Source organism: Candidatus Solirubrobacter pratensis (genome assembly GCF_000425945.1).
Lineage (GTDB): Bacteria > Actinomycetota > Thermoleophilia > Solirubrobacterales > Solirubrobacteraceae > Solirubrobacter > Solirubrobacter pratensis.
Window position 1 is genome coordinate 46,983 of sequence record NZ_AUEK01000009.1, and the last position, 22,461, is coordinate 69,443.

17 protein-coding genes and 1 pseudogene are annotated in these 22,461 nt (G+C 73.1%); 9 read left to right on the plus strand and 9 right to left on the minus strand.

The genetic code is table 11. The features are described from left to right. Positions 1–1,554: 1,554 nt before the first annotated feature. Positions 1,555–2,196 (plus strand): annotated as a pseudogene (locus H958_RS48205) (class I SAM-dependent methyltransferase); the annotation flags it as partial. Here the strand turns inward: H958_RS48205 and H958_RS37130 are convergent. From H958_RS37130 to H958_RS0113605, 3 genes are all read right to left on the minus strand, one after another. Beyond that, on the minus strand, positions 2,168–4,474 hold the full coding sequence (locus tag H958_RS37130) for a putative bifunctional diguanylate cyclase/phosphodiesterase (RefSeq protein ID WP_051324226.1): 2,307 nt from the start codon (positions 4,472–4,474) through the stop codon (positions 2,168–2,170). The pseudogene H958_RS48205 and the gene H958_RS37130 sit on opposite strands and share 29 nt — an antisense overlap. Positions 4,475–4,559: 85 nt before the next feature. Beyond that, positions 4,560–8,111, minus strand: a complete 3,552-nt coding sequence (locus H958_RS37135; RefSeq protein WP_081685858.1) for a methionine synthase — start codon at positions 8,109–8,111, stop codon at positions 4,560–4,562. Between the two features lie 50 nt (positions 8,112–8,161). After that, on the minus strand, positions 8,162–8,509 hold the full coding sequence (locus H958_RS0113605; protein WP_028059072.1) for a hypothetical protein: 348 nt from the start codon (positions 8,507–8,509) through the stop codon (positions 8,162–8,164). A gap of 245 nt (positions 8,510–8,754) precedes the next feature. Here H958_RS0113605 and H958_RS0113610 point away from each other — a divergent pair, with 245 nt between their 5' ends. Continuing rightward, positions 8,755–9,141: a GbsR/MarR family transcriptional regulator gene (locus H958_RS0113610; RefSeq protein WP_081685859.1), complete on the plus strand. Its 387-nt coding sequence runs from the start codon at positions 8,755–8,757 to the stop codon at positions 9,139–9,141. Here the strand turns inward: H958_RS0113610 and H958_RS0113615 are convergent. Next, positions 9,138–9,896, minus strand: a complete 759-nt coding sequence (locus H958_RS0113615) for an NAD-dependent epimerase/dehydratase family protein (RefSeq protein ID WP_037410103.1) — start codon at positions 9,894–9,896, stop codon at positions 9,138–9,140. The genes H958_RS0113610 and H958_RS0113615 overlap by 4 nt on opposite strands. A gap of 245 nt (positions 9,897–10,141) precedes the next feature. Here H958_RS0113615 and H958_RS46265 point away from each other — a divergent pair, with 245 nt between their 5' ends. Then, the gene (locus H958_RS46265) at positions 10,142–10,306 is read left to right on the plus strand and encodes a hypothetical protein (RefSeq protein WP_156027967.1); all 165 of its coding nucleotides are present in this window, start codon (positions 10,142–10,144) and stop codon (positions 10,304–10,306) included. Positions 10,307–10,341: 35 nt separating this feature from the next. After that, positions 10,342–11,790 (plus strand): MFS transporter, encoded by a 1,449-nt coding sequence (locus tag H958_RS37140; protein WP_051324227.1) that lies wholly within the window; start codon positions 10,342–10,344, stop codon positions 11,788–11,790. Between the two features lie 333 nt (positions 11,791–12,123). Here the strand turns inward: H958_RS37140 and H958_RS0113630 are convergent, their stop codons facing one another. Then, positions 12,124–12,576, minus strand: coding sequence for a group II truncated hemoglobin (locus H958_RS0113630; RefSeq protein WP_028059075.1), 453 nt, complete (start codon positions 12,574–12,576; stop codon positions 12,124–12,126). Between the two features lie 110 nt (positions 12,577–12,686). Continuing rightward, the gene (locus H958_RS0113635) at positions 12,687–14,855 is read right to left on the minus strand and encodes a glutamine synthetase III family protein (RefSeq protein ID WP_028059076.1); all 2,169 of its coding nucleotides are present in this window, start codon (positions 14,853–14,855) and stop codon (positions 12,687–12,689) included. 286 nt (positions 14,856–15,141) lie between these two features. On the opposite strand from H958_RS0113635, the gene H958_RS37145 reads away from it, so the two are divergent. From H958_RS37145 to H958_RS0113650, 3 genes are all read left to right on the plus strand, one after another. Then, on the plus strand, positions 15,142–16,629 hold the full coding sequence (locus H958_RS37145; RefSeq protein ID WP_081685860.1) for an ammonium transporter: 1,488 nt from the start codon (positions 15,142–15,144) through the stop codon (positions 16,627–16,629). Beyond that, entirely contained in the window at positions 16,626–17,000 is a 375-nt protein-coding gene (locus H958_RS37150) for a P-II family nitrogen regulator (RefSeq protein WP_051324228.1), read from the plus strand. Before H958_RS37145 ends, H958_RS37150 begins: the two co-directional genes overlap by 4 nt. Positions 17,001–17,078: 78 nt before the next feature. Beyond that, positions 17,079–18,272, plus strand: a complete 1,194-nt coding sequence (locus tag H958_RS0113650; protein ID WP_037410105.1) for a PucR family transcriptional regulator — start codon at positions 17,079–17,081, stop codon at positions 18,270–18,272. A 275-nt stretch (positions 18,273–18,547) separates the two neighbouring features. On the opposite strand, the gene H958_RS0113655 is transcribed toward H958_RS0113650, so the two are convergent. After that, complete coding sequence (locus H958_RS0113655) at positions 18,548–18,802, minus strand: hypothetical protein (protein WP_028059078.1); 255 nt, start codon at positions 18,800–18,802, stop codon at positions 18,548–18,550. A gap of 455 nt (positions 18,803–19,257) precedes the next feature. Here H958_RS0113655 and H958_RS37155 point away from each other — a divergent pair, with 455 nt between their 5' ends. Together H958_RS37155 and H958_RS0113665 are read left to right on the plus strand one after the other, a co-directional pair. Next, entirely contained in the window at positions 19,258–19,992 is a 735-nt protein-coding gene (locus H958_RS37155) for a calcium-binding protein (protein WP_156027968.1), read from the plus strand. Positions 19,993–20,126: 134 nt separating this feature from the next. Continuing rightward, on the plus strand, positions 20,127–20,330 hold the full coding sequence (locus H958_RS0113665; RefSeq protein ID WP_028059079.1) for a cold-shock protein: 204 nt from the start codon (positions 20,127–20,129) through the stop codon (positions 20,328–20,330). Between the two features lie 16 nt (positions 20,331–20,346). Here the strand turns inward: H958_RS0113665 and H958_RS0113670 are convergent, their stop codons facing one another. Next, positions 20,347–21,870, minus strand: coding sequence for a class I adenylate-forming enzyme family protein (locus H958_RS0113670; protein WP_028059080.1), 1,524 nt, complete (start codon positions 21,868–21,870; stop codon positions 20,347–20,349). Continuing rightward, on the minus strand, positions 21,867–22,460 hold the full coding sequence (locus H958_RS0113675) for a hypothetical protein (RefSeq protein ID WP_028059081.1): 594 nt from the start codon (positions 22,458–22,460) through the stop codon (positions 21,867–21,869). Before H958_RS0113675 ends, H958_RS0113670 begins: the two co-directional genes overlap by 4 nt. Position 22,461: the final 1 nt, after the last annotated feature.

Here is a 22,461-nt window from a genome sequence, read left to right on the forward strand (position 1 = left end):
TCGCCGCCGCGCGGCTGCCGGAGCTCGCGCTCGGCGGCATCGATCCCGAGACGGCAGCCGCGCTGCTCGTCAGCCACGGCGCCCCGACGCCGCCGCCGGGCACGGCCGAGAGGCTCGTGCAGGCGACGGGCGGCAACCCGCTCGCGCTCGTGGAGCTCGCTCGCGGAGCGGGCGAGCTCGACACCGAGCCGCTGGCGGGTCCGCTCGCGTTCGAGTCCGGGGCCGAGGCGGCCTACCGCCGCCGCATCGACGCGCTCGGCATCGCCGCCCAGGAGGTGCTCGCGCTCGCGGCGGCCGAGGAGTCCGGCCGGCTCGCGACGATCGTCGCCGCCGCCCGGGCGGCGGGCCTCGATCCCGGCGACCTCGACGCCGGCGAGCGCGCCGGGCTGGCGGCGATCGCCGCCGGCGTCCTGGCATGGCGGCATCCGCTCGCGCGGTCGGCGGCGTACCGTGCGGTCGCGGCGGACCGCCGCCGCGCGCTGCACGCGGCGCTGGCCGGCGTCCTGGACCACCGCTCGCAGCTCGACCGGCGCGCGTGGCATCTCGCCGCCGCCGCGCTCGGTCCCGACGCGGCCGTGGCCGCCGCGCTCGACGGCGCGGCCCGGCGCGCCCGCGCCCGCAGCGCGCACGCCTCCGCGGCGGCGGCCGCGGAGCGCGCGGCGGCGCTCAGCGACTCGCCCGACGAGCGCGCGCGGCGGCTGTACGACGCGGCCGAGGCCGCGTGGCTCGGCGGGCACGCCACGCGCGCGCTGCAGTCGATCGAGGAGGCGCTGGAGCTCGCCCCCGCGCCGCACCTGCGCGCGGAGCTCGACCACCTCCGCGGGCAGGCGGCGATCCGCGCCGGCGAGCTGATGCAGGGGCACGAGATCCTCGTCGCCGGCGCGCAGGCGATCGAGCGCATCGACCCGGCCAAGGCGGTCGTGATGCTCGCCGAGGCCGCCGAGGCCTGCATCTACCTCGCCCGCCCGCGCCGCATGCTCGAGGTCTCGCGCCGCGCGTGGGAGCTGCTGTCGCCGGGCGCCGGCGAGCGCGAGCGGTTCTTCGCCAACCTGGCGCTGGGCACCGCGAGCCTCTACAACGGCGTGCGCGAGGACGGCGCGGCGCGGATCCGCGAGGCGCTGGCGATCCTCGAGGCCTCGGAGACCTTGTCCGCCGAGCCGCGCTCGCTCTCCTCCGCCGCGCTGGCTCCGCTGTGGCTGCGCGACAGCGGCGAGGAGCGGGCGCTGATCGAGCGCGGCGTCGCATCCGCCCGCGCCCGCGCGGCGCTCGGGACGCTGCCGCTCGCGCTCGCGCTGGTGGGGCGCGACGCCGCCACCTCGGATCGGCCGGCGCTGGCCGCGGCGCTGTTCGAGGAGGCCGCCGGCCTCGCGCGCGAGACCGGTCAGGAGATGCCGCTGTGCGCCGCGCTCACCTGGCTCGCCGGCGTGGAGGCGCGCCAGGGCCGCGAGCCGGAGTGCCGCGCCCACGCCGAGGAGGCGATGGCGCTCGCCGTCCGGCGCGGCCTCGCGTTCCTGGAGCTGTGCGCGCTGGAGGCGCTCGGCGAGCTCGAGCGGCGTCTTCGACGGCTGCGAGCGCTTCTTCCGGCCGGGCTACGTCGCCAACCTCGTCAGCGCCTGGCTGCCGGCGCTCGACGGCGTGCAGGAGAAGCTGCAGGCCGGCGCCGGCGTCGCCGACGTCGGCTGCGGCCACGGCGCGTCGACGCTGCTGATGGCCGAGGCCTACCCCGCCTCGCACTTCACCGGCTTCGACTACCACGACGGGTCGATCGAGCGCGCGCGAGAGCGCGCCGCGGACGCAGGCCTCTCGAACGTGCGCTTCGAGGTCGCCCCGGCGTCCGGCTTCACCGGCGCGGGCTACGACCTGGTGACGATGTTCGACTGCCTGCACGACATGGGGGACCCGGTCGGCGCCGCGCGCCACCTGCGCGCCGCGCTCGCGCCGGACGGCACGTGGATGATCGTCGAGCCGTTCGCCAACGATCGCGTCGAGGACAACCTCAACCCGGTGGGGCGGATCTACTACGCGGCCTCGACGCTGCTGTGCACGCCCGCCTCGCTGTCGCAGGAGGTCGGGCTGGCGCTCGGCGCGCAGGCCGGCGAGGCGCGCCTGAGCGACGTCGTCACCGCGGCCGGCTTCAGCCGCGTGCGCCGCGCGGCCGAGACGCCGTTCAATATCGTGCTCGAGGCGCGGCCGTGACCGCCGGGCGGCGGCGCTGAGCCAGCGGGCCAGGGCGACCCAGGTGGAAGCCCTGGCCGAAGCCGCAGCCGAGCCGCCGCAGCGCGGCGAGCTGGGCGGCCGTCTCGATCCCCTCGGCGACGATCGAGAGGCCGAGCCGCTCGGCGAGCGAGACGACGCCCGCGACCAGCGCCTCGCGCGAGCCGCCCTCGTCCATCGCGGCGATGAACGAGCGGTCGAGCTTGAGCGCGTCGACGGGCAGGTCGGCGAGCGAGGCGAGCGACGAGAAGCCCGTGCCGAAGTCGTCGACCGAGATCCGCACGCCGAGCGTGCGCAGCGCGCTGAACAGCTCGCTCACCGCGGCGACGTCATCGACCACCGCGGACTCGGTCAGCTCGAGCGTGAGCCGGTCGGGCGCGAGTCCGGTGCGGACGAGCGCCTCGGCGACCTGCGCGGTGAACCCGGCGGAGCGCAGCTGCACCGCGGAGACGTTGACCGACACGCGCAGCGGCTCGCCGGACGGGCTGCGCAGCGGCGCGACGTCCGCGCAGGCGCGCTCCAGCACCCAGCCGCCGAGCTGGACGATCAGCCCCGAGGCCTCGGCCAGCGGGATGAACTCCGCCGGCGGGATCGCCTTGCCGTCGAGCGTCCAGCGCAGCAGCGCCTCCACGCCGGTGGCCTCGTCGCGCGCGAGGTCGACGATCGGCTGGTAGGCGAGCTCGAGCGTCTGCGCGCGCACCGCATGCGCCAGCGCCGCGCGCAGCTCCAGCCGGCGGCGGGCGTTGGCGTGCATCGCCGGGGAGTACGCCTGCACCTCGCCCGCGCCGCGCGACTGCGCGATGTGCAGCGCCGTGTCGGCGCAGCGCAGCAGGTCCTCGGCGCCGAGCCCTGGGGAGGCGAGCGCGAGGCCGGCGGTGACGGTGACCGGCACCTCGGCGCCGTCGATGCTGGTGGGCAGCGAGACCGCCGCGGCCAGCTCGCGCGCGGCGCGCTCGGCGTGCTCGGCCTGCGTGACGCCCTCGAGCAGGACGACGAACTCGTCGGAGCCCAGCCGCGCGATGACGTTGTCGCCGGCCGCAGCGTGCAGACGGGCCGCGCAGGTGATCAGCACCTGGTCGCCGCCGACGTGGCCGAGCGAGTCGTTGACGGTCTCGAACTCGTCGATGTCGAGCAGCAGGACCGCGGCGCGCGGCTCGGGCTCGGCCAGCACCGCGCGCAGGCGGTCCTCGAAGCTGGCGCGGTTGGGGAGGCCGGTGAGGGTGTCGCGGCGGGCGCTGCGATGCAGCTGGCGCTCGAGCCGGCGGCGCTCGGACACGTCGCGCACGGCGAGCACGACGCCGGCGACGTCGGGATCGGAGAGGCGGTCGGCGACGCGCACCTCGGCATGCACGAGGCGGCCTTCGCGGTGCACCAGCGCCAGCTCGCCGGTGGCGGCGCCTCCGCTCTCGCGCGCCGCGACGATCAGCGCCTCGAGCCGGCCGGCGTCCTCCGGCGCGACGAAGCCGGACAGGGCGATGCCGCCCAGGTCGGCGCGGCCGAGCAGCCCTTCCACGGAGGGCGTCGCGAACGTCACCGCGCCGTCGGCGTCGAGCACGACGACCGCCTCGGACGCGTGGCGGACCAGCGCGTGGAAGCGGCGCGAGGAGGCCTGCAGCGCGCCGCGCTCGCCCTCGGCGCGTGCCGCCGCGGCGAACGCGCTGCGCGCGGCAAGGCGGGCGCGCGCGAAGGTCGCGAGCAGGACGCTGACGAGCAGGAGCCCGAGCGCGCCGGTCAGCGCGGTCAGCCGCCACGCCCGGGCGCGGCTGGCCTTGGCCTGCTGGCCGGCGGCGCTGACCTCCCCGTCGATCGTCTCGCTCAGCGTCTCGAGCCGGACCAGCAGCGGCCGGCCGGCGGCGCGCACCTCGGCGATGCTGCGGCGCGGCACGGCGTTCTCGCTGGCGGTCTGCGCCAGCAGTCCCTCGATCCCCGCGGTCGGCGGTCCGGCGAGGTTCGGCATCATGCGCGTCGCCTCGCCGCGGAACTCGCGCCAGCGCAGCGTCTCGCGCACGAGCGAGGCCTGCGCGTCGAGGTCGCCGGCGACGCCGCGCCAGTGGAGCAGCTGGAGATCGTCCAGCCGCCGGTCGAGGGCGATCAGCGCTTCGGCGCGACGGTGCTCGCCCGAGCTGGCGATGTGCAGCGCCGCGATCCAGGCGGCCGATCCCAGGACGACCGAGAGCGCGGCGACGAGCAGCCAGGCCGACCTGCGCGCACGCGCGCGAGCGCCGGTGTGGCCGTGGCCGCGCGCGGCGGCGCGCAACACGTCATCGACCGAGTGACTTCCCTGAGTGGGCGACATCGACCCCCGGGGTGATCGACCGCCGGGGCGCCACCTTGCAGTCGAGGTGTCAGCGAGCTGCCGCCGCTTCGCCCGCCGCGCCCGCCGCGACCTCGTCCTCGTCGCCCAACTCGCCGAACAGCGAGGGGTCGCGCGCGGTGCCGCGGATCACGTCGTCCGGGGAGCCGTCCGGCAGCAGGCGGCCGTTGCGCATGCCGAAGTAGATCGCCTGCGGGTGGTGCGCGACGATCGCCAGCGTCGACTGCTCGGGCAGCGGCGCGTAGCCGTCGGTGATCGACATGCCGATCCGCTCGAGTCCCAGCACGCGCTCGACCTTGTCGTGCTCGGCCTGGTCCGGGATCGACGGGTAGCCCCAGGCGTAGCGGCGGCCCTGGCGGACGCCGATGCCGAGGTCGTTGCGCACGCGCCAGTGCAGCCATTCGGCGAGACCCTCGGCGGTCTGCACGCCGAGGCCGTGGACGAACAGCTGCTCGGCGAACTCGCCCTCCTGCTCCAGGCGCGCCATCAGCTCGGTCACCTCGTCGCCGACGGTCACGGCCTGCAGCGCCACGACGTCGAGGTCGCCGCTGTCCTTCGGCCGGTAGAAGTCGGCCAGGCACAGGCGGTCGCCCTTGGGCTGGCGCGGGCAGGTGAAGCGCTCGATCACCGTCTCGCGATCGTCGGGGTCGAGCACGACGATGTCGTTGCCCTCGCTGTAGCAGGGGAAGTAGCCGAGCAGCGCGCGCGGGTGCAGGTAATCGGCCTCGTTCCACATGCGCTCCAGCCGCGGGCGGAAGTCCTCCTGCAGCAGCCGGCGCCACTCCTCGCCCTTGACGCCGCGGCCGCCCCAGTGGAGCTTGAACAGCACGTGCGTGTCGAGGTGCGTGTAGAGCTCCTCGCGGTCGACCTCGATCTCGCGCACGCCCCAGAACGGCGGCCCGGGAACCTCGACGTCGGTGCGCGCGGCCGAGCGCACGGAGGCGTCGGTCGTGTCGAGCACCTCCTCTTCCTCGCCGGCCTCGCGCAGCTTGGCGGCGGCGCCGCGGATCTCGGCCACCAGCGCGGCTCGGCGCTCGGGCTCGATCAGGCGGTCCATCACGGCCAGGCCCTCGAACGCGTCCTTGCAGTAGAAGACGCCGGGGTCGTAGACCTCGTCGGACGCCGTCCCGCCCGGGTAGAGCACGCGGTAGCCGAACTTGCGGTTGATCGCCGCGCCGCCCAGCAGCACGGGGAACTGCAGGCCCTGCTGGTGCAGCTCCTGGATCGCCGCCGGCATCTGCTTGGAGGTGGAGACGAGCAGGGCGGAGAGGCCGATCGCCGTCGCCTTGTGCTCCTTGGCGGCGTCGAGGATCGTCTGGATCGGGACCTGCTTGCCGAGGTCCACGACCGTGTAGCCGTTGTTGGTGAGGATCGTGTTCACCAGCGACTTGCCGATGTCGTGCACGTCGCCGAACACGGTCGCGAGCACGACGGTGCCCTTCGTGTAGCCCTCGAGCTTGTCGAGGTACTGCTCGAGCTGCGCGACGGCGCGCTTCATCACCTCGGCGCTCTGGAGCACGAACGGCAGGATCAGCTCGCCGGCGCCGAACTTGTCGCCGACCTCCTTCATGGCGGGAAGGAGGACGGTGTTGAGCGTCGGGACGGCGCCGATCTTCTCGACGGACGCGTCGATCTGGGCCTCCACGCCCTCCTTCTTGCGCCGCAGGATGTGCCAGTGCAGCGCCTCCTCGGGCTCCATCCCCGCGGTCGGGTCGGCGCTCTCGGCCTCGGCCTCCGGGCCTTTGGCCTCGAAGTGCGCGATGAAGCGCTCCAGCGCGTCCTCGCGGCGGTTGAACACGAGGTCGTCGGCCAGCTCGCGCTCCTCGCCCGGGATCTCCGCGTAGGGCGTGATGTGGTTCGGGTTGACCATCGCGAGGTCCAGCCCGGCCTCGACGCAGTGCGCGAGGAAGACCGAGTTCAGGACCGAGCGGGCCGCGAGGCCGATGCCGAAGGAGACGTTGGAGACGCCGAGCGAGGTCTTCACGCCCGGCAGCTCGGACTTGATCAGCCGGATGCCCTCGATCGTCTCGACCGCCGACGGCTTCCACTCCTCGTCGCCGGTCGTGAGCGTGAACGTGAGCGCGTCGAAGATCAGCAGCTGCGGGTCCATGCCGTGCTCGTCGCAGACCAGCTCGTGGATGCGCTTGGCGACCTCGAGCTTGCGCTCGCGCGTCTTGGCCATGCCCACCTCGTCGATCGTCAGCGCGATCAGCGCGGCGCCGTGCGCCATCGCGATCGGCACGACCTTGTCGAGCTTGTCGCGGCCCGCCTCGAGGTTGACGGAGTTGACGATCGCGCGACCGGGGATCTGCTCCAGCGCGGTCTCGATCACGTCCGGCTCGGTCGAGTCGACCTGGATCGGCGACGGCTGCGTGAGCGAGACCTTCTTGGCGACGAGCCGCATCTGCTCGTCCTCGTCCTGGCGCTCGGTCAGCGCGACGCAGAGGTCGAGCACGTGGGCGCCGCCCTCGACCTGGTCCTCGGCGACCTGCAGCAGCGCGTCGTAGTCGTCGGCCAGCAGCAGCTCCTTGGCCCTGCGCGAGCCCTGCGAGTTCACGCGCTCGCCGACGATCGTCGGCGCGGGCTCCTGCACGAGCGGCGCGGCGGCGATCATGCTCGACACGTGCGGCGGCCGCGGCGCGGGGCGCGCACCGACCGGGTGGTCCGCGACGCGCTCGTGGATCGCGCGGATGTGCTCCGGCGTCGTGCCGCAGCAGCCGCCGACGATCGACACGCCGTAGCGCTCGACGAAGTCGCCCAGCGCGTCGGCCAGCGGGCCGGGCTGCTCGGGGAAGATCGTCTCGCCGTTCGGGCCCTGGTGCGGGATGCCGGCGTTCGGGATGCAGTGGACGGGCAGCGGGGAGAACTCGCCGAGGAAGCGGATCGCGTCGCGCATGTCCTCAGGCCCGGTGGAGCAGTTGAGGCCGATGACGTCGACCTCGAGCGCCTCCAGCGTCGCCAGGGCCGCGCTGATGTCCGTGCCGAGCAGCATCTTGCCGCCGTTCGGCAGCAGGGACACGGAGGCCTGGATCGGCGTGCTGCGGCCGGTCAGCTTGAACGCCTCGCGGATGCCGAAGATCGACGCCTTGACCTCCAGGATGTCCTGCGCGGTCTCCACGATCAGCAGGTCCACGCCGCCCTCGAGGAGGCCCTGGGCCTGCTCGGTGAAGACCGTCACCAGGTCGCGGAAGCGGATCTGGCCCAGGCTCGGGTCCTCGGAGGCGGGGAGGAAGCCGGTCGGCCCGATCGAGCCCGCGACGAAGCGGTCCTCGCCGACCGCCTTGCGCGCGATCTCCGCCGCGCGCCGGTTGATCTCGAGCGTGTGCTCGGCCAGTCCCCACTCCTCGAGCTTCAGCCGCGAGGCCTGGAACGTGTCGGTCTCCACGACCTCCGCGCCGGCCTCGACCATCGACTCGTGCACGCCCTGGATGACGTCTGGGCGGTTGAGCACGAGCGCCTCGTGGCAGCGCCCGGGCAGCCGGTAGTCCTTCTCCAGGCTGAGGTCGAACTGCTCGAGCGTGGCGCCCATGCCGCCGTCGAAGACGATGACGCGGTCACGGGTGGCGGCGAGGAAGTCACGCATGTCGCTACAAGTTAGCGCAACCTTGACACAGGTTTGTCAACCTGCCGGTGTCACCCGACGTCGCGCCTGCGGAAGCCGGCCAGCCCCGCGGCGCCCACGGCGGCGGCGATCGCCGCGAGCGTCAGCGGCGCCGCGCTGATGGCGCCGCCGGGCAGGCGCGGCACATGCGTGAACGGCGAGAGGTCGAGCAGCCGGTCGCCGGCGTGGATCAGCGGCCCGATCTCGCCGATCAGGACGCACAGCGCGACGGCCGCCCAGCCGGCGGCGGAGGCGCGCGGCGCCAGCCCGAACAGCGCGAGCGCGACGGCGCCGAGCACCCAGGCGGCCGGCGCCTGCACGAGCGCGGCGGCGAGCACGCGCCCGAGCTGGCCCGCGTCGCCGGTCTGCGCGGCGTGCATGATCCCCGCGGTGAGCCCGGCGGCGCCGAGCAGCGCGACCGTCCCGCCGGCGGCGACGGCGGCGTGGCTGAGCGTCCAGCGCGTACGCGTGACCGCGGTCGAGAGGATCGCCTCGGCGTGGCCGCCGGCCCGCCGCGGGCGCGCGCTCGGATCGCGACGCCGGCATCGTCCGGCGCGATCCCGCCGCCGTCTCCCGCTTCGTCGAGACGTTCGCCGCCGCGTTCGCCGACGCGGGCGTCCCGCGCATGCCCTCGCGCGTCTTCGCCTCGATCCTCGCCAGCGACGCCGGCCGGCTGACGGCCGCCGAGCTGTCGGAGCGGCTCCAGGTCAGCCCGGCCGCGATCTCCGGCGCGGTGCGCTACCTGATGCAGGTCGACCTGCTGGTGCGCGCGCGCGAGCCCGGCTCGCGGCGCGACGTGTACGCGGTCCGCGACGACGCCTGGTACGAGGCGGTCGTCCGCCGCGAGCGCCTGCTCGAACTGTGGTCGCGCGCGACGCGCGAGGGGATCGAGGCGCTGGGGCGCGAGACGCCCGCCGGCGCCCGGCTCGCCGAGACGCTCGCGTTCTTCGAGTTCCTGCAGGCCGAGATGCCCGCGCTGCTGGAGCGCTGGCGCGCCTCGCGCCGAAGCTAGGCCCAGCCGCCGAAGCCGGGCTCGGTGTTCGGGCCGCCCTGGCGGTCGTAGTGCGGTCCTTCCTGCAGCTCGTCCGCGTAGTCCTCGGCGTCGTCCTGCGGCTCGAAGCCGATCCGCTTCGCGGCGTCGTCGAGCGGCCACCAGCGCCGGGTGTTGGCGGACGCGCCGTAGACGATCGTGAAGCCGACGTCCGGCGCGGTCAGCGCGGCATCCACCAGGCGGACGGCGTCGCCGTGTGAGAGCCAGGTGTGGAGCGCGCGCTTGTTCGGGGGCCGCTCGTCGAAGGTGCCGATGCGCAGCGCGACGAACTCGAGCCCGAACTTGTCGGCGTACATCCTCCCGAGCGCCTCGCCATAGACCTTCGAGGCGCCGTAGAGGCCGTCCGGGCGCGGGGTGTAGTGCTCGGTCAGCGGCTCGCCGACGGGGTACATCCCGGTCGCGTGGTTGGAGCTCGCGTAGACGATGCGGCCGACGCCGAGGCGGCGGCATGCGTCGAACACGTGGAACGCGCCGTGCAGGTTCGGTCCGGCGATCTGCTCGAACGGCGCCTCGTCGGGCACGGCGCCCAGGTGGACCACGGCGTCGACGCCCTCGACCGCACGGTCCACCGCGTCCTGGTCGTTCAGGTCGGCCGCGACGAACTCGTGGCCGCCGTCCTGCGGCTCGAGGATGTCGGTCAGCCGCAGCTCGTGCGCGAGGCCGCGGCTGAGGACCGTTCCGATGCGCCCGGCGGCGCCCGTGATCAGCACCTTCATGCCGGGATGTCTACCGGTTAACAGCCGTCGGCCCCGTCGAGGACGGGGCCGGGGCCGGGGTGAGGGGAGGGGCGAGACGCCCGCGTTGGGATGAGGCCTCGTCCACTGAAGAGGGGTTTCGACGGACGGGCGGTGCGGGCGACTCACCCCCTGTATCGGCACCCCGCCGGGGACCTTTAGCGATTTCGTACACCGATCCCGGCTCGCGCGCGAGCGGCCGTCCGCGGCCGCCGACCGAGGTCGCGATGACGCTGAACGTGCAGGGCGCGGCGCCGACGCCGTGGCCCGATCCCACCACGCTCGCGGCCCAGCCGGAGCCGCCGGCCAGGCCGGTCGCCGCGCCGCCGCCCGCGCGGGCGATCCAGGCGCCGGAGCCCGTCGGCGAGCAGCCGGGCGCCCGCGGCAGCTGATCCGCCGCCGCGCCGCTTCCTAACCTCGTTCGTGCATGGCATCGGCGATCGAGACGGAAACGGCGCCCGCGCGCGAGCCGCGTCAGAACCCGCGCCGTTACCTGGTGCTGGCGATCTGCTGCAGCAGCCTTTTCATCGTCGGCCTCGACAACACGATCGTCAACGTCGCGCTGCCGACGATGCGCGAGGACCTGCACGCCTCGATCCCCGAGCTGCAGTGGACCGTCGACGCCTACACGCTGGTGCTGGCGAGCCTGCTGATCCTGTCCGGCTCGACGGCCGACCGGCTCGGCCGCGCGCGGATCTTCAAGGTCGGCCTGGCGCTGTTCACGCTCGGCTCGCTGCTGTGCAGCCTCGCGCCCAGCGTCGAGCTGCTGATCGCCTTCCGGATGCTGCAGGCCATCGGCGGCTCGATGCTCAACCCGGTCGCGATGTCGATCATCCGCAATACGTTCACCAACGCCCGCGAGCGTGCGCAGGCGATCGGCGTCTGGGGCGGGGTGATCGGCCTCAGCATGGCGCTCGGACCGGTGCTCGGCGGCGCGCTCGTCGAGGGGATCGGCTGGCGCTCGATCTTCTGGGTCAACGTGCCGGTCGGGCTCGCGGTGATCGTGCTGACCGCGCGCTACGTCGCCGAGTCGCGCGCGCCGCACGCGCGCCGTCCCGATCCGGTCGGCCAGGTGCTCGTGCTCGTGATCCTGGCGAGCGTCACGTACGCGATCATCGAGGCGCCGGAGGCGGGATGGCTCTCATCGCAGACGCTCGGGCTGTTCGCGCTCTCGGCCGCGGCGCTCGGGGCGCTGGTGCTCTATGAGCCGCGGCGGCGGGATCCGCTGATCGAGCTGCGCTTCTTCCGCAGCGCGCCGTTCTCCGGCGCGACGCTGATCGCCGTCAGCGCGTTCCTCGCCCTGAGCGGCTTCCTCTTCCTCAACACGCTCTACCTGCAGCAGGCGCGCGGGCTCTCGCCGCTGGAAGCGGGCCTATACATGCTGCCGATGGCCGTCACGACGGTCGTCGTGGGTCCGCTGAGCGGCCGTGCCGTCGGGCGCGTCGGCTCGCGTCCGTCGCTGCTGCTCGGCGGCGCGGGAATCGCCATCGGCGCCCTGATGCTGACCGGGGTGACGCCGACGACGCCGCATGCCTGGCTGATCGCCGCCTACGTGATCTTCGGGCTCGGCTTCGGCGCGGTGAACCCGCCGATCACCAACACCGCGGTGTCGGGGATGCCGCCCGCCCAGGCGGGCGTGGCGGCGGCGATCGCGTCGACGAGCCGGCAGGTGGGCGCCTCGCTCGGGATCGCGCTCGTCGGCGCGGTCGGCGTCGCGAGCTCCGGCGGCCCCGCCGCGCTGGCGGCCGCCGGCCACACGGGATGGTGGATCGTCGCCCTCTGCGGGGCGCTCGTCGTCCTGCTCGCCTTCGTGACGACCACCCGCGCGGCGCTCGACACCGCGATGGCCGTGGGCGGCCTCGAAGCCGAGGCCTGAGGGCGGACCTCAGCGGTGCGCGACGGCGAGCAGGTGCGCGCTCGCCGCGAGCATCGCCGGATCGCGCTCGACGAGCCGCGCGTGCGGCGACTGGCGCAGCCGGTCGTCCCTCGACGTAGCGCGTCGCGTAGAAGTCCGCCATGTCGCGCGCCACCCAGCGCATCGACTAGGAGCCTGTTGAACTTTCCCCGCCGCGCGATGCGGCACGCCCGCGGCGCCGGATTGGCCGGGCCCGTGCCCAGGAAGACGCGCCGGTATGCCGAGGCACGGGCCCGGCGCCCGGCATCCACGGGCGCACCACCTCGCATCGACGGATCAAAGATCAACAGACTCCTAGGCCTCGGGGCCTTCCCAACCCCAGCGCGGCATCGGGGCGCCGGAGGCGACGACGGCGTCCTTGGGCGAGTAGACCAGGACGTCGTCGATCGCCCAGCGCATGTACGCGTGCATCGCCGCGCGGAATTCGGGGTCGGTGGGCAGCGTGGCGTCGTCCATCGCGGCGTCGAAGCACCGCAGGAAACGCTCGCCGAGGTCCGTCATGTCGCCGTGGCCGGCGTGCATGCGCAGCAAGGCCGACTGATCGCTGCAGGTCTGCGAGAAGCGCGGCGGGCCGCCGAGCACCTCGGCCCAGTAGGCCGCGAGTCGCTCCACGTGCTGCGGGTGCTGCTCCGGATGCGAGAACGGGTGGTTGAGCTGCGGGTCCGCGAGGCAGCGCGCGTGGTGCGCCTCGGCGAGCGCGAGGAACGCCGGCTCCCCGCCGGCGAACTCGAACAGCGAAGGGCGCACGCGCCAAGCGTCGCAGATCGGGGGCGCCGGCGGCCGTCGCCTCACGCGGTCGGCCGCCGGCCCGCGACCCATCCAGGGCCGCGTGCACGGCCCCGCCAGCGGCGTATCAGCTACTTGATGAAGAGGATCTCCGAGTACTTCGGCAGCGGCCACACGTCGTCGGGCACGATGCGCTCGAGCCTGTCCGCGACCTCGCGGGCCGCGGCCATCGCGGGGATGACCTTGGTCTGCACGTACTTGGCGCCGCCCAGGACGTTCTCGAACTCGTCCTCCGGGTGGTCGCGGTTGGCCGCCTCCAGGGCGAAGATCGCGTCCGTGAACTGGTCGACCAGGGCGGCCGACTCCTCGGTCAGCTTCGTCACACCCGTGCTCGAGACCGACTGCAGCGTGCCGAGCCAGCGGATCGCGGCCGGCAGCAGCAGCGTGCGCGCGATCGAGGCGGCCGTCTCGGCCTCGATGTTGATCGTGGTGATGTACTGCTCCAGCGCCACCTCGTAGCGCGAGTGCAGCTCGCGCTCCGACAGCACGTCGTACGCGCCGAACACCTCGACCGTCGAGGGCTCGATCAGCCACGGCAGCGCGTCCGGGCTCTGGGCCAGGTTCGCCAGCCCGCGCGACTCGGCCTCGGCGTGCCACTCCTCGGAGTAGTTGTCGCCGGAGAAGACGATCCGCTTGTTTGCGCTGTACGCATCCTTCACGACCGCCAGCACCGCCTCCTCGAGCGAGGAGCCGGCGCCCGTGGCCGCCTCGAGCTTGTCGGCGAGCGCGTCGATCGCCTGCGCCACGATCGTGTTGAGAACCGTGTTGGGCAGCGCCAGCGACATGCTCGAGCCGAGCGCGCGGAACTCGAACTTGTTGCCGGTGAACGCGAACGGTGACGTGCGGTTGCGGTCGCCGCCGTGCAGCGGCAGGCGCGGGAGCACCGAGGCGCCGAGCGACAGGTACGCCTGCGGCGTGGCGGCGTCGCCCGACCCCGACTCGATCGCGTTGAAGATCTTCTCGAGCTCGGCGCCGAGGAAGATCGAGATGATGGCCGGCGGCGCCTCGTTGGCGCCGAGGCGGTGGTCCTGGCCGGCGTTGGCGACCGACGCGCGCAGCAGCTGCTGGTGCGAGTTGACCGCCTGGATGACCGCCGAGCAGAAGAACATGAACAGCAGGTTCTCGTGCGGCGTGTCGCCCGGATCGAGCAGGTTGACGCCCGTGTCGGTGCCCATCGACCAGTTGTTGTGCTTGCCGGAGCCGTTGACGCCCGCGAACGGCTTCTCGTGCAGCAGGCAGACGAGCCCGTAGCGGCGCGCCACGTTCTGCATCACCTGCATCGTCAGCTGCTGATGGTCGGAGCCGACGTTGGAGTTCTCGAAGATCGGCGCGACCTCGTACTGCGCCGGCGCGACCTCGTTGTGGCGCGTCTTGATCGGCACGCCGAGCTTCGCCAGCTCCTGCTCGGTCTCCAGCATGCACGCGAGCACGCGCTCTGGGATCGAGCCGAAGTAGTGGTCGTCGAGCTCCTGCCCCTTCGGCGGCTTCGCGCCGTAGAGCGTGCGCCCGGTGATCACCAGGTCAGGACGCTCGAAGAAGTACTGCTCGTCGATCAGGAAGTACTCCTGCTCGGGCCCGACGGTGGTGAATACGTGCGACGCGCCCTGCACGCCGAGCAGGCCCAGAGCGCGGATCGCGGACTTCGACAGCGCGTCCATCGAGCGCAGCAGCGGGATCTTGTTGTCCAGCGCCTCGCCGGTCCAGGACGTGAACGCCGTCGGGATGCACAGCAGTGCGCCGTTCGGGTTCTCGAGGATGAACGCCGGCGAGGACGGGTCCCAGGCCGTGTAGCCGCGCGCCTCGAAGGTGGCGCGGATGCCGCCGGTCGGGAACGAGGACGCGTCCGGCTCGCCCTGGATCAGCTCCTTGCCCGAGAACTCGGCGATCGCGTTGCCGTCGCCCGTCGGGCCGTAGAAGGAGTCGTGCTTCTCGGCCGTCGAGTTGGTCAGCGGCTGGAACCAGTGGGTGTAGTGGGTCGCGCCGCGCTCCATCGCCCATTCCCGCATGGCGGAGGCGACGGCGTCGGCGAGCGCAGGCTCGAGGGGGTTGCCCTTGGCGATCGTCGCCTCGAGCTGCTTGAACAGGCCCTTCGGAAGGCGCTGGCGCTGCACGGCGATCGAGAAGACGCTCTCGCCGAAGATGTTCGCGCTCGGCAGCGTCAGATCCGCCTGCCCGAGCGCGCCGCCGTTGGGGCTCCACTGGGCGGCGCTGACATTTGGCGTACGGGTGCGGGTTGGCATTGCGGGCGTGGTCCTCCTCAGGATCAGAGACTGCGGGCAGAGCGTATGCGCGCGCGGCGGAGCGTTGTTTGTCCCGGTGTCCAAATTGGGGCGACCGGCGTTCGCCCGGCGTCATGCCGCGATCGTCTGCGGTCGCCTCGACCGCAGGGAGAACTGCGGCGGGCGAATCTTCGACACGGGGACAATGAGCTTCCGACGCCCCGTGCGGAGACTCCTTACAGGAAATGTTTCGTCCTGCGTCCGCTCAAGCTCGGACGTCGGACGACGTTAGACAAGAGGAGGATCGATGCGCAGGACTCGCTGGGCCGCCGGCGTGGGGGCCGGGCTGCTCGCGCTGGCCGTCTTGCCGGCTGCAGCACTGGCCGACGGCGGCACGCTGAAGGCAGCAGTAGCCGGGCAGCTCCCGTCCGACGTCGCCATCAACTCGGTGTGGGTGCTGGTGGCCGGCATCCTCGTCATGTTCATGCAGGCGGGCTTCGCCTTCCTGGAGATCGGCTTCTCCCGCGGCAAGAACGCCGGCACCGTCGTCGCGAAGATCCTCGTGAACTTCGCCATCTGCGCCCTGATGTTCTACGCGGTCGGCTTCGCGTTCTCGTTCGGCGCGGGCAACCAGATCATCGGCACGCACGGCTTCTTCCTGGCCGGCGGGAACGCCGCGGCGAACTTCCCGCTCGCCTGGTCCGGTCCCAAGTCGACCGGCCACGTGACGGTCGAGACGCTGTGGTTCTTCCAGTTCGTGTTCTGCGCGGTCTCCCTGGCGATCGTCTGGGGCACGACGCTCGAGCGCATCAAGTTCGGCGTCTACATCATCTACGCCGTCGTCTTCTCGGCGATCATCTATCCGGTCGGCGCGCACTGGATCTTCGGCGGCGGCTGGCTCGCCACGAAGTTCGGCATGCAGGACTTCGCCGGCTCGACGGTGGTCCACCTGATGGGCGCGACCGGCGCGCTCGCGGCGCTGCTGCTGCTGGGCGCCCGGCGCGGCAAGTACGGCGCCGACGGCAAGCCGCGCGCGATCCCCGGTCACAACATGCCGCTGTTCGGCCTCGGCATCCTGATCCTCTGGCTGGGCTGGTTCGGGTTCAACCCGGGCTCCGGCCTGCAGGCCATGGACGGGCGCTTCCCGGAGATCGCGATGGTCACGAACCTCGCGGCCGCCGCCGGCGTGATCAGCGCGGTGGCGGTGATGTACACCAAGACCAAGAAGATCGACATCGGCATGGCGGGCAACGGCGCGATCGCCGCGCTCGTCGCCATCACCGCGCCCTCCGGGTACGTGGAGCTGTGGGCGGCGCCGATCATCGGCGCGGTCGCCGGCGTGATCGTCGTGTACGGCGTGTTCGCGATCGACAAGAAGATCGACGACCCGGTCGGCGCGCTCTCCGCGCACGGCCTCGCCGGCATCTGGGGCACGATCTCCTGCGGCATCTTCACGGCGCCGCGCCTGGCGAAGTACAACGCGGTCGGCGATCCGGGCCTCGTCTACTCCGGCTCGCTGCACCAGCTCCTCGCGCAGATCCTCGGCGTGGCGTCCGCGTTCGCGTTCGTGTTCGTGCTGTCCTTCGCCACGTTCTGGGCGATCAAGAAGACCTATGGCCTGCGTGTCAGCGCCGAGGAAGAGGACGCCGGACTGGACATCTCGGAGCATGGGATGTACGGGTATCCCGAGCAGTTCATCCCCGCCCCCGAGCTGATCGGCTATTCGGCGCCTGCAACGCTGGGTACGCCACCGGCACGGGTGGCGACCGCATCCACTCGGGAGGTCCCAGCGTGAAGAAGATCGAGGCGTTCATCCGGCACGAGGCGTTCGAGCCGATCCGGATGGAGCTGCTGTCCTTGGGGTTCCCCTCGCTGTCGATCTCGGAGGTCAAGGGCTCCGGGCGTCAGAAGGGGATCACCGAGCGCTACCGCGGCGCCGAGCTGACCAACTGGCTGCGGCCGAAGGTCAAGATCGAATGCGTGGTGGCGAGCGGCGATGTGCAGACGGTGGTCGACGCCATCCTCAAGCATGCCCGGACGGGATCCATCGGCGACGGCAAGGTGTTCGTCCTGCCGGTCGAGGAGGCGTATCGCATCCGCACCGGCGAGTCCGGTGAGGAGACCCTGCAGGCCCACCCGGAGGCCGCCATCCAGGCGGCCTCCTGACAGGCAGGCGTTCAAGGCGGATTGCGTGGGGCGGCCGTGACGGCCGCCCCACGTGCGAAGGAGGCATTTCTGGTGGCGATGGAGGCGCAGTCCGCGCGGGATCGCGGGCCTTCCGTGGTGGAGCGCGTGCGGGGCGTCCACCTGCGGATGGTCGACGCGGTCCTCGGCGGCGACGGCCTTGAAGGCGTTGCGGCGCTTGCCGCGGGCGAGACCGGCGGCGTGGTCGCGATCGTCGTGCCGAGGCTCGGCGCGGCGGCGGCGTCCGGGCCGGTGACGGACCTGGCGGCGCTGCGGCGCTACGTGAGCGAGCGCTCCCGCGGCCGCACGGCCGCGGTGCCGCCCGGCGTCGCGGCGGAGGTCCCGATCGCGTCCGGCGACGAGAAGCTCGGCGCCGTGCTGTTGATCGGCGACGACGAGCCCGTGGCGGACGCGCTCGAGTTCCTGCACGTGGCGGCGGTCGCGTGCTTGACCGAGGTGGCCGTCGAAGAGGCGCGCCTGGAGGTCGAGCAGAACCTGCGCGGCTCGTTCCTCGAGGAGCTGCGCGGGCGCGACGACCTGGACGCCGACGACGTGCTGCGCCGCGCGGCGCGCCTCGGCTGCGACCTCTCGCGCGGCGCGGTGGCGCTGTGCGCCGAGCTCTCCTCCGATCGCCCGCGCCACGTGGTGGCGACGATCGCGGGGGAGCACCCCGGCGCGCTGGCGCAGCACATGGAAGGCGGCGGGTCGGGACGCGTCTACGCGCTCCTGCCGGCCGTCGGCGGCGGCGACGCGACGGCCACGCTGGCCGCCGCACGCCGGCTCGCCGCACGGTTGCAGCGGCACGGGACGGTCGGCGTGTCATCGTTCTACGCCGAGGTGTCGGACCTCGGACGCGCGATCCAGGAGGCCGAGCTCGTGCTCGACGTGCTGCGGCGCTCGGACGTCCCGATCGCCGAGGACATCGGCACGGGCACGTACCGCCTCCTGTTCCGGGTGCTCGCCTCGCACCCCGAGGAGGTGCGCTCGTTCTACGAGGACACGGTCGCGCCGCTGGTCGCCTATGACGCGCAGTACTCGACCGACCTCGTCGGCACGCTCTCGGCGTATCTGGAGCGCAACTGCAACATGAATGCGACCGCTTCGGCGATCTACGCGCACCGGCACACCGTCGCGTACCGCCTCGAGCGCGTGAAGGAGCTCACCGGCCTGGACCCGCTGCTGAGCGAGGACCGGGAGCGGCTGGGGCTGGGCCTGAAGGCGTACCGGATCATCGCGCCGCGGTTGCCGCGGTAGGCGCCGCGACGATCGCCGAGGCCTCGGCCGCGTCGTGGTACTGGGCCGGTCGCGGGGGCGCTCCCGCGATCGTCCCCTCCAGCTAGTCGAGCGGGTCCTGCATGGCGCGGCCCATGATCGCCGCGCGGCTGGCGTCCGTGTCGACCTGCTCGAGGCCGAAGCCCAGCAGCGGCGACCGCTCGTCCGGATGGCCGCGCCCTCGGGGAGCCGGGCGGCCCCGGTGCGGGTCCGGCGACCTCGCCGCCCTTGGAGGCGCTCATGTCGACATCCCACTCCTACCAGCCGCCGGTGGTGCCGGTCGGCGTGCATGCGTCGCCGTTGAACGTCTGGTGGTGGTCGAGCTGCGGGTGCAGTTCGCGCCACCCGGAGGCACAGGACTCAGCGGTGCCGTAGGCCGCCCAGAACTTCTGGTGTCCGCCGCCGGGGACCGCCACCGTCTTCGTCAGCCGCTTGAAGCTCACGTCGGCGATGTCGGAGTACAGGTGGCCGCTCCCCGTGTGCGGCTCGAACGGGCCGCCCGGGTCGCGCATAACGCGCGCCGTGCGGCGCGTCTTCTCGCCGCGGCCCCGCAGGTCCGGCGAACTGCGCTGGTAAGGGAGCGGGTCAGGTTGTTTGCGCGGCTCGCGAGGCCGGGTGATCGGTTTGAGGCAGCGACACAAGGGGTGCCTCACGAACCTTCGAATAGTTCGAAGTTTCGTAAGTCACCCCTCGGAGAACCCGCGCGAAGACGATCGAACGTGCGCGAAAGCGCCACCACGATGATCGATCGCGACCGTCAGCCCGCCGAGGCCGGAGAGACCCGCATTCCTCACCCCGCGCAGTTCGCCGGTCCCGCGACGCGCGCCCGAAGCCGCCCGCGCGCCGAACCGCATGGGGATTCGCTTCTACCGGGTCGGATGAGTCCTGCCGGCGGCTCGCGCCTGATCGGCGACTTTGCGCAATCCGCCCGCTCCGTTGGGCGCCCCGCCGGGTTACGGATGCTTGCATGAGGCGCACTTGGCTGGCAGTCGCGGCGGCGACCTTGACACTCGGCGTCGCCGCTCCGGCGCTCGCCACCGACGTCCAGGGAACCGACCTGACCGACTTCCTGGTGGGAACCGCGACGGCCGACAGCATCACCGCCAAGGCCGGCGGCGACGTCGTCTACGGACTCGGCGCCGCCGACAAGATCGACGGCGGCGAGGGCGACGACACGATCGAGGGCGACGGCGTGTGCAAGCCGGGCGCCGTCGTCCCAGACGACTGCAACGACCGCGACGACCGCTCGGGCGGCCCCGACACGCTGATCGGCGGCCCCGGCCGTGACCAGCTGCGCGGCGGCCGCGGCAATGACCGCCTCGACGGCGGCGACGACACCGACTCGATCTCGGGCGGCTCCGGCAACGACCGCATCACCGGCGGGGCGGGCGACGACGAGATCGACGGCGGTACCGGGCTCGACGACATCCACGGCGACGCGGGTGACGACTGGATCGCCACGGGGGGCGGCTCGGACCGGATCGACGCCGGCGCGGGCGACGACATCGTCGCGACGGAGTCCGGCAACGACCGCATCACCGGCGGCCCCGGGCGCGACCAGATCGGCTCCGGCGCGGGCCGCGACACGATCGACGTGCGCGACGGCGAGCGCGACACCGTCGACTGCGGCAGCGGCTCGGATACCGTCACCGCGGACAGGCGCGATCGGCTGACGCATTGCGAGCACGTCAAGCGGCGGTGAACGTGGGCTCTACGGTGAGCCGCGGGAACTGCTACGGTGCGGCGCGACAAATCCGCAGTGCCGCATCGCAGATCGTCGCTCCAAAGCACCTCCGCGTACCGCAGCACAGCACCAAGCACCACGTGGAGGCCAGCATGGCAACCGGAACCGTTAAGTGGTTCAACGACGAGAAGGGCTTCGGCTTCATCACCCCGGACGAGACGGGCACGGACCTGTTCGTGCACCACAGCGCCATCCAGGGCGAGGGCTTCCGCTCGCTCGCCGAGGGCGCGCGCGTCTCGTACACGGCCGAGGCGGGCCCGAAGGGCCCCAAGGCCGTCCAGGTCCAGCCGCTCTAGCTCCGCGGCACCGCGCTCACGGCCCGTCCGGCCGTGAGCGCAGCTCGCGCCGCAGGATCTTCCCGCTGGCCGTCTTCGGCAGCTCGTCGATGAGCTCCACCAGCCGCGGGTACTTGTACGACGCCAGGCGCTCGCGCGCGTAGGCGATCAGCTCGTCCGGCGCGACCTCCGCGCCGGGCTTGAGCGAGACGAAGGCCTTGACCGTCTCGCCGCGGTACTCGTCCGGCACGCCGACGACGGCGACCTCGCGCACCGCCGGATGGCGGTAGAGGACGTCCTCGACCTCCCGCGGCCAGACCTTGAAGCCGGACGCGTTGATCTGGTCCTTGAGCCGGTCGATCACGTAGAACCAGCCTTCGGGGTCCATCAGCCCGACGTCGCCGGTGCGCAGCTCGCCGCCGGGGATCGCGTGCCCGGTCGCGTCCGGGCGCTCCCAGTACCCGGGGACCACCTGGGGCCCGCGGATCGCGATCTCCCCGGGCTCGCCGGCCGCGACGCTCTCGCCCTGGGGGTCGACGATCCGCACGTCGGTCGCGGTCACCGGGATGCCGATCGAGAGCGCGCCGGAGGACTCGTCGACCGGTGGCCGCAGCCCCACCGGCACGAGGTGCGCGGGTGAGGTCGTCTCCGTCAGCCCGTAGGCCACGCGCAGCGGGCTGCCGCTGCGCCGCTCCCACGCCTCCGCACTCGCGACCGACACCGGTGCGCCGCCGCTGTAGGCCTTGGTCATCGAGCTGAGGTCGTGCTCGCCGGGCGCGTTGAGGATCGCGGTGAAGGCGGTGATGGCGGCGACCGTGAACGTGGTGCGGTGGCGCTCGATCAGCGCGCACGTGGCCGCGGCGTCGAAGCGCCCGCCGAGCACGAGCGGCATCGGCACGAGCAGGGCGGAGGCGACGTGCGCCACCAACCCGGTCACGTGGAACAGCGGCGCCATGCCGATGATCACGTCGTCGGGCGTGAGCTGCGCGAAGTCGCGGTAGGCGCGCGCGCCGTGCACGAGGTTCGCGTGCGTGTTCATCGCGCCCTTCGGCGGACCGGTCGTGCCGGACGTGTACGTGAGCACCGCGACGTCCTCCGGCGCGATCCGCGCGGGCGCCGGCCGCTCGCCGGCGTGCTCGCGCGCGAGCGCCGCGGCGTCGACGGTCTCGACGTGCAGGTCCTCGGCGGCGAGCAGCAGCGCGGCGCCGGAGTCCTCGAGCTCGAAGTCGATCTCGCCCGCCCGCAGCATCGGGCTGACCATCACGGCGATCGCCCCGAGCTTCCAGCACGCGAGCAGCGCGTAGACGAACTCCGGGACGTTCTGGAGCCGGATCGCGACGCGATCGCCCTGCCCGATGCCGCGCGCCGCGAGCCCGGCGGCAACGGCGTCCGCGCGAGCATCGGCATCCCGCAGCGAGATGCGCCCGTCGCCGTGGCGGATCAGATCGCGCTCGCCACCCGCCTCGATCTCCGCCGCCAGCGCGTCCATGATCGTCGGCGGCGCCGGTCCCGAGCCGGGCGCCTTGTCGAGCCACGGTCGCGCGAGATACGGGTCGCTCACGAGTCCGGCCGGTCAGAGCCTCCGCGGATCACGCCGCCGTCGTCCCCGACGCGCGCCGGTACCGGCTCGTCGTCGATCGTGACCCGGAAGCGTCCTTCGGTGCGCCCGCCGGCGGCCGCCTTCGCCCGCCCGGCGAGCCCCGGCGAGACGCGGTAGGCCACCGTGTACGTCCCCGCCTTGGCCGCCACGAGCCGCCACGTCAGCACGCGTGACTGTCCCGGCCGCAGCGGGCCCGCGCTCCATGTGTTGACCGCTGCCGTGTCGCCGCGGCGCGGCCCGCGATCGAGCACCCAGATCGGCCGCGTCGAGTCCGCTTGATCGCCGCCGGACGAGCCCTGCCCGAACGCGCTCGGCGCGACGCCCGCCGGGGCGGCGGTCTCGACGGTCACCGCGACAGGCAGGGCGCGCGTGTCGGCGTTGCGCACGCGGACGCGCAGCTGCACGGTCTGGGCGATGTGCTGCGTGCGGGGGAACGAGGCGCTGACGACCTCGACCTTGAAGTCCCCGGATGGCTCGTCGGCGTCCTGGCGCGCGCCGCCGCCCCCGCAGCCCGCGGCGAGCACGACGGCGAGCACGATCACCCGGCGCATC

What these genes read in the sequence shown, in the direction of transcription:
- H958_RS37135 (WP_081685858.1), bottom strand. Translation starts at nt 8,111, where the DNA reads ATGCGTGACTTCCTCGCCGCCACCCGTGACCGCGTCATCGTCTTCGAC.
- H958_RS0113605 (WP_028059072.1), bottom strand. Translation starts at nt 8,509, where the DNA reads ATGCACGCCGCGCAGACCGGCGACGCGGGCCAGCTCGGGCGCGTGCTC.
- H958_RS0113610 (WP_081685859.1), top strand. Translation starts at nt 8,755, where the DNA reads ATGCCCTCGCGCGTCTTCGCCTCGATCCTCGCCAGCGACGCCGGCCGG.
- H958_RS0113615 (WP_037410103.1), bottom strand. Translation starts at nt 9,896, where the DNA reads ATGAAGGTGCTGATCACGGGCGCCGCCGGGCGCATCGGAACGGTCCTC.
- H958_RS46265 (WP_156027967.1), top strand. Translation starts at nt 10,142, where the DNA reads ATGACGCTGAACGTGCAGGGCGCGGCGCCGACGCCGTGGCCCGATCCC.
- H958_RS37140 (WP_051324227.1), top strand. Translation starts at nt 10,342, where the DNA reads ATGGCATCGGCGATCGAGACGGAAACGGCGCCCGCGCGCGAGCCGCGT.
- H958_RS0113635 (WP_028059076.1), bottom strand. Translation starts at nt 14,855, where the DNA reads ATGCCAACCCGCACCCGTACGCCAAATGTCAGCGCCGCCCAGTGGAGC.
- H958_RS37145 (WP_081685860.1), top strand. Translation starts at nt 15,142, where the DNA reads ATGCGCAGGACTCGCTGGGCCGCCGGCGTGGGGGCCGGGCTGCTCGCG.
- H958_RS0113650 (WP_037410105.1), top strand. Translation starts at nt 17,079, where the DNA reads ATGGAGGCGCAGTCCGCGCGGGATCGCGGGCCTTCCGTGGTGGAGCGC.
- H958_RS0113655 (WP_028059078.1), bottom strand. Translation starts at nt 18,802, where the DNA reads ATGCGCGACCCGGGCGGCCCGTTCGAGCCGCACACGGGGAGCGGCCAC.
- H958_RS37155 (WP_156027968.1), top strand. Translation starts at nt 19,258, where the DNA reads ATGAGGCGCACTTGGCTGGCAGTCGCGGCGGCGACCTTGACACTCGGC.
- H958_RS0113665 (WP_028059079.1), top strand. Translation starts at nt 20,127, where the DNA reads ATGGCAACCGGAACCGTTAAGTGGTTCAACGACGAGAAGGGCTTCGGC.
- H958_RS0113675 (WP_028059081.1), bottom strand. Translation starts at nt 22,460, where the DNA reads ATGCGCCGGGTGATCGTGCTCGCCGTCGTGCTCGCCGCGGGCTGCGGG.